Raw genomic sequence first — 7,007 nt, 5'->3', positions numbered from 1 at the left:
AAAACACCCTACCTTTTGCCCGGTTTAGAAATCACAGGTTATTAAAACCATTTTGTCCGTAGATTATTACATATGGGAATGAATATCGTCATAGCTGGCGCCGGAGATATGGGATACCATTTGGCCAGGCAGCTAAGTTTTGAAAACAAAGACATTATACTGATTGACCTGGACAAAGATGCTCTTGACAACGCCTCCTCTCACCTGGATGTCATGACCATTATGGGTGATGCCACATCTTTGGAAATCCTTAAGAGTGCCAATGTAAAGGAAGCGCAATTGTTTATGGCTGTAACCACATCCGAAAAGACAAATTTGTTGGCGGCTACTTTGGCCAAGCAATTAGGTGCCAAAAGAGTTATTGCGAGAGTCAGGAACCATGATTACCTTCATCCCGAAAACGAAATTTATTTTAAGAATATCGGTATTGATAATATTATTTCTCCCAGCATGCTTTGGAGTGGGGAGATTTTTAAAATGATAAAAAATTCCACTTTTACAGATGTCTTTGAATTTGAAGGGGGAAAACTGAATGTTGTTGGGATTACCCTTGATCAGTACAGTACAATGATCAATAAGCAAATCTCTGATATGAGAGAAAATCCGATTTTTGAAGATATCAAAATCATTGCCATAGTCCGTGATCAGATGACACTTATTCCAAAGGGAAATACCATCATCAGAAACAACGACCATGTATTTTTTATCTCAAACAAAAAAGCTGTTGAGTCAATCATTGAATTGTTGGGACAAAGAAAAGTCACCATCAAAAATATCATGATTATTGGTGGGGATGACATGGCGTATACCACAGCAAGGAAACTTGAAGATGAATATAGGGTAACTTTGATTCACAAGGACAAAGAAAGATGTAAATGGCTTTCTGAAAGATTGGATAAAACATTGGTAATCAATGGAGATTATAAAAATGTTGAACTTTTAATAGAAGAGGGGTTGGAAGAAATGGAGGCATTTATTTCTTTGACTGAATCATCCGAAACAAACATTATCACTTCCCTCACTGCAAAAAATCATGGCGTTTACAAGACAATCGCCCATGTAGATACCAGAGAATATATCCATATTTCCCATAGCATTGGAGTGGATTCACTGATCAACAAAAAACTTGTTGCGGCCAATCAGGTAACAAGGTTTCTAAGGAAAGGGAATGTGGAAGCCATATCAGGGATTTATGGAGTTGATGCAGAGTTTGTTCAATATGTAATCACCAAAAGCAATAGGGTGACCAAGAAAGCTTTGAAGGATTTACATTTCCCGGAATCAGCAATAGTAGCAGGGGTAATAAGGGGGGAGCAGGTTTTTATTCCAGATGGGAAATTTATTTTACAGCTTAATGACAAAGCAATTGTGATGGCACTTCCTGAAGCAAAGGTCCCATTAGAGAAACTGTTCCATTGATATGATTCACTTCAAGGCGATTGGAAAAATAATGGGGGCACTCTTGATGCTTTTTGCCCTGTTGATGCTTCCGGGGGTGGGATTTGCTTATTATTTCGAAAGTGGAGATGAAATATCATTAGTTGCATCGATTTCTTTAACTTTTATTGTAGGTCTCATTCTGTTTTTTTCTTTTTCAAAACAGGACCAAAATATCAGAAAAAGAGAGGGGTATTTAATTGTTTCTACAAGTTGGATATTGATGTCCATGTTTGGCATGTTGCCCTATCTTATTAGCGGAACTTTCACCAATTTCAGTGATGCGATTTTTGAAACTATTTCCGGCCTTACTACTACAGGAGCCTCAGTCCTTACAGATATTGAAGTTATTCCCAAAGGAATTCTTTTTTGGAGAAGCATGACCCAATGGATTGGCGGGTTGGGTATTATTGTTTTAACTGTTGCGATATTTCCGCTTTTGGGCATAGGCGGTATTGAGTTGTTTGTGGCCGAATCCCCTGGACCAACCTCCGATAAGCTGCATCCCAGAATAAGTGAAACAGCCAAGCGGTTATGGTATGTCTATGTCGGACTGACTATAATGGTGGGCGTATTGTATTTCATTGGTGGGATGACATTTTATGATGCTGTCAACCATGCCTTGACCACTATGGCCACAGGGGGATTTTCTACCAAAAATGCGAGCATGGCTTTCTATGATGGTGCCTTTATCCAATATACAGCGATTCTGTTTATGTTTTTGGCAGGTACAAACTTTACTGTAATTTATTTTGGACTGACAGGTAAATTTGACCGTGTCTGGAGGTCAGATGAATTTAAAGCATATGCTGCTGTAGTTTTGATTTTTGCCATTCTTCTTTCATTTCCAATTTTCTATTATTCCGAACAGTCTTATGAAAAGGCATTTAGAGACACCCTCTTTCAGGTGGTTTCACTTATTACTACGACAGGTTATGTAACAGCAGATTATACTTCCTATCATATTGGCCTTACTTTAGTTTTCTTCATGTTGTTGTTTTTGGGAGGATCTGCCGGTTCGACAAGTGGAGGGATAAAATTTGTAAGACACCTCACATTTGTTAAAAATTCCTGGCTAGAATTCAAAAGAATAGTCCATCCTCGTGCCATCGTTCCCTTGAAAATCAACGGGGATAGAGTTACAGGAAAAATTATTACCCATATCATGAATTTTTTATTGATCTATCTAATGATTTTTGTGCTTGGTTCAGTAGTGATGGCATTGATGGGATACGATATCCTGACCTCTTTTGGTGCTGTAGCCACATGCCTCGGTAATGTAGGACCTGCTATTGGAAAAGTTGGACCTATGGATAATTTCTCCTTCTTCAGCGGACCAGCCAAAATCTTTCTATCCTTCTTGATGTTACTTGGAAGGTTAGAACTTTTCACTATCCTGATTTTGTTTACCCCGTATTTTTGGAGAGCGAATTGAGATGGATTAAATAGGATTTGCTATTTTCTTAAAAAGTGACTTCTTTTCTTAATAATGTTGGAAGTCCGAAGAGGGAAGTTTAGTGGGCAGTGTTCAGTTTTCAGTAAGCAGTGGACATTACTCTGTGTTTAATGGTCAGTGTTCAGTAAGTAGGGGACAAGCGGCTTTTTGTTAATCCAAACCTACTTTAATTATAAGATATTAAAAGACCCCAATTTTCCCAAGATTTTATCCAAAATGAATTATTTATTCTTAAACCCCACTTATCTTTTGGCTAAAGCCCAATTTTACATTTTGTATATATTGTGAATGGGCTAAAGCCACATTCCCTATTAATGGCATCCAGCCATTCAAAATCAAAATTATAACTTAGGCAAGGTAAAGCAGAATGTAGAACCTGATCCCAATGTACTTTCCGCCCAGATTTCACCTTTATTTTTCTGAACAAGCTCTTTGGTCAAAATAAGGCCCAATCCTGTTCCCTTTTCCTGATGGGTACCATTGGTGGAATGGAAATCGTTGCCGAAAAGTTTCTTCAGCCCCTCTTCAGAAATCCCTGTTCCCTGATCTGAAACACAAACAGTATAAATATTATCCGATTCTTTGGTGTCGACTATAATCTGATCTCCCTCTCTTGTAAATTTCAATGCATTGGTTAAAAGGTTTCGGAACACAATATCTATCATGTTTTTGTCTGCCTCTACTTCAATGTCATGAGCAACATAATTTTCAATTACCTGCCCTTTATAATAGCCTGAGCTTAATAGGAAACGGATATTCTCTTCCACCAGCTTATGTACGTTAAGCCTTGAAAGCTGAACGTGCATTCCTTTCATTTGGCTTCTGGACCAAATCAGCAGATTTTCCAACAACATGGAGTTGTTTCCAAGATTTTGCGAAATGATGGGAAGGTATTCCTCAAATTCACTTTGGCTTAGGTTATCTTCATCTATCAGTTTGACCATCCCCCATAAAGAATCCAAAGGTGCCTTAAGGTCATGTGTAAGGATAGAAAAAATTTTGTCTTTTACGATGTTTAGTCTATCGAGCTCTAAAGCCTGAGCTTCAATCTGTTTTTGTTTTTCCTTCAATGTTAAAAGGTTTCTTTTCTCTTTGAGGTAATACCTGTAATAGATCGAGAAAACAACGAACATCGCAAATGCCAGCAAAAACAGGACGAAGGAAAGATATAATTTAAACCTATTATTTATTTCCATCAATTCCTTTTCCCGATACAGGCTGGCGATTTCGTCTTTTTGTTTTTTGATGGTAAGGCCTGCTAAATAATTCTTGGTTTTTTCGGCATTTAGAATGTCTTTCTCCCTTTCAAGAAGGTCCACGTACTTTTTGGATTCAGAAGGGTTTCCTCTATCAAAGTAATAATTGTACATCATCTGATAGATTTCTATCATAGATTCTGAATAGGGTTTTTCCTCATGAAGCAAGATAGCTTCTTTTGCATGATTGATTGCTTGCGGATATTTAGCTGTTTTCAGTTTTAATTCTACCAGTTTTTCAAGTGCATTGATGGCCCTGATTTTATCATTTGCCATCCCATAATCATAAAGATTCATGATATCAGGTTCAGCATTTTTGTAATCGCCCATGGACATGAGGATATCTGCCCTGTTAAATTTTGAAACAGTAAGTTGTCTTTCATTTCCCAGTTCTTCCCGGATTTTAATTGCCTTGTTTATGACATCCAAGGCCTTATCGAAATTACCGATCGCAGCCAAGACAAGACTCATTCCATTGTAATTGTAGGCCAAGCCTTCATTATCTTCGATTTCGAGAAATTTGGATTCAGCCTCTTTGTAATAATTCATTGACTCTTCGAACTGATCCTGATAAAAAAAAATTTGACCAATGTTGTTAAGTGAGTGTCCGATCTGCACAGGAATATCAGCAAGTCTACTGATTGTCAGGGCTTCTTCATATAACTTCAACGCATCTTCCTGAAGATTCATGTTTCGGTAATATACTCCAAGCCTGTTCAAATTTTGTGCTTCAAGTTCGGCATCACCGACCAATCTCGCTAATCTGATAGCTTCCGGATAAAATTTTTGAGCTGAATCTGAGTAGTGTATCACCCTGACCAATTGGGAAATCAGCTCAAGCTTTATTTTGTCACTTTTAGCTTCCTGATATTGGGCTAAAATAAGTTCCGCTTCCTGCCCGACATTATGGGTTTGACCAACCACATCATTGTAAAGAGCGGTACCAAAAACAAATAAGAATATAAGAAATTTTACTTGGAGAGTGATTTTGGACATCAATGCGGTAGTTCATTTTTTTTCAATCGGAAACGAAAATATACTTTAGTTTGTCAATAACAAAGTAAAAAATAAAACTATTTCATGCTTAAAATTCCAAAAGCAAGTAGTCGTATTTGAAATCAAAAATTAACGATAGATCCACAGTTGATGCATCAAAAAAAAAAATTGGGTAAACCGTCAATCTACCAAAATAGCTCTCATTTTTGCTATTCTATCCTCCAAAGATTCCGAAGATAAGGTGGCTCTCAATCGATCTACCATAATGGGAAATGAAAAAGGAGTAAACTGTCCGGGAGTCTTTAAAATTATTTGTTGACGGTTAATTTTTTGTAACGCATCAAGGATTTTATTTTTATCCATTTGCATGTTGAGTACCTCATGATGGGCCTGTTTCAAAAGTAAATTGTCCGGATCATAATCTTCAAAAACTCCATATAAAATCCCTGAATTTGCCTGAAGATGTTTGAACTTTACAGGCTTTCCGGGAAATCCCTGAAAGACCAATCCTGAGATGGTAGCGACATCCCTGAATTTTCTCTTGGCCATTTCACTTTCGTTGATGCAGGCGATGATATCATCTGCCAGGTTCCTTACAGAAAACAGGTCCTCTTCCAAAAGATCTTCAATTGGAATAGGGGAATCCGAAAGCAACTCAAACCCGTAATCATTCATCGCAATGCTTAAGCTAAGGGGATAGCCGACCGAAATCCTGTATGCAATCAGGGCTCCAAGAATTTCATGGACCAATCTCCCTTCAAAAGGATAAAAAAATACATGATACCCATCTTTGGAAATATTTTTTTCAATTAAAAATGTACTCCTGTCAGGAATCAGAGACAACCTGTTTTGAAGTTTAAGTAATGGAGAAACATATTCAGCTTCTTCTGAAGCGTAGATTCCATTGACAGCATCTTCCAATATCTCCCGAATCTTGGTAGACAATTTTGAAGTAAGAGAAATCCTTCCACCCATATAGGATGGAGTGCTGCTGCCTTTCTTTTTGGAAAGCTGAACAATGGCACTCATTTCCCTTATAGCCACGAACTCCAGATTTTTACCAGAAAAAAAGAAACGATCTCCAGGCTTCATTTTTGAAAAATAATACTCTTCAACCATCCCAAGATAGGTACCGTTTTTGAAACGCACTTTCAACATGGGGTCACTGACGATAGTGCCCATGGAAAGTCTGTGGCGCATAGCGGATTTTTTATCTTTGATTCTAAAAACTCCGGCTTCATCAGGAGCTACTTTTGAAAACTCCTCATATCCACTCAATGAACTGCCTCCCCGGGTTATAAAGGAAATGGACCAATCAAAATCTTCTCTGGTCAAATTCTTAAATGAATAGGTATTTTTAACTATAGGGAATATGGCATTCGGTTTAAATCCTTCACCCACTGCAAGTGTGACAAGAAATTGTATCAAAACATCAAAAGTCAATTGGGGACAGTGAATATTTTCCATTTCACCATTTTCTATAGCACTCCTTAACGCAGCCGCTTCGATGAGTTCGAGTGAGTGGGTAGGTACAAAATATATTTCACTGGGAAGCCCCGGTTGATGTCCCGAACGACCTGCTCTTTGGACAAATCTGGCCACCCCTTTAGGGCTTCCCACTTGAATCACCGCATCCACAGGCCTGAAATCTACCCCCAAATCCAAACTAGAGGTACAGACTACACATTTTAACTTCCCATGGTGAAGGGCATCTTCAACCCATGTCCTTACTTGCTGATCCAGTGAACCATGGTGCATGGCTATCCAGCCTGCCCAGTCCGGTCTTTTTTCCATGATATGCTGGTACCATATTTCTGTTTGAGCACGGGTATTGGTAAACAATAAAAGTGAGTTATGCTTTT

The 7,007-nt window shown here is 38.2% G+C and carries 4 protein-coding genes; 2 read left to right on the top strand and 2 right to left on the bottom strand.

Features of this window, described 5'->3' with window-relative positions; genetic code table 11:
* Positions 1 to 72: 72 nt before the first annotated feature.
* Together trkA and ACEW8U_RS06830 are read left to right on the top strand one after the other, a co-directional pair.
* On the top strand, positions 73 to 1,419 hold the full coding sequence (gene trkA / locus ACEW8U_RS06835) for a Trk system potassium transporter TrkA (RefSeq protein WP_373521293.1): 1,347 nt from the start codon (positions 73 to 75) through the stop codon (positions 1,417 to 1,419).
* A 1-nt stretch (position 1,420) separates the two neighbouring features.
* Positions 1,421 to 2,872 carry a TrkH family potassium uptake protein gene (locus ACEW8U_RS06830; protein ID WP_373521292.1) on the top strand — a complete coding sequence of 484 codons (1,452 nt, stop codon included), beginning with the start codon at positions 1,421 to 1,423 and terminating at the stop codon, positions 2,870 to 2,872.
* Positions 2,873 to 3,234: 362 nt separating this feature from the next.
* Here the strand turns inward: ACEW8U_RS06830 and ACEW8U_RS06825 are convergent, their stop codons facing one another.
* The gene (locus ACEW8U_RS06825; protein ID WP_373521291.1) at positions 3,235 to 5,145 is read right to left on the bottom strand and encodes an ATP-binding protein; all 1,911 of its coding nucleotides are present in this window, start codon (positions 5,143 to 5,145) and stop codon (positions 3,235 to 3,237) included.
* A 180-nt stretch (positions 5,146 to 5,325) separates the two neighbouring features.
* Positions 5,326 to 7,007, bottom strand: a 1,682-nt coding sequence (locus tag ACEW8U_RS06820; protein WP_373521290.1) for a helicase-related protein, incomplete at its 5' end; no start/stop codon positions are given.

The sequence above is a fragment of the Aquiflexum sp. genome, from assembly GCF_041751335.1.
Classification (GTDB): domain Bacteria; phylum Bacteroidota; class Bacteroidia; order Cytophagales; family Cyclobacteriaceae; genus Aquiflexum.
The sequence above is the reverse complement of the archived record's forward strand: the minus strand, read 5'-3'. Positions and strand labels throughout refer to the sequence as shown.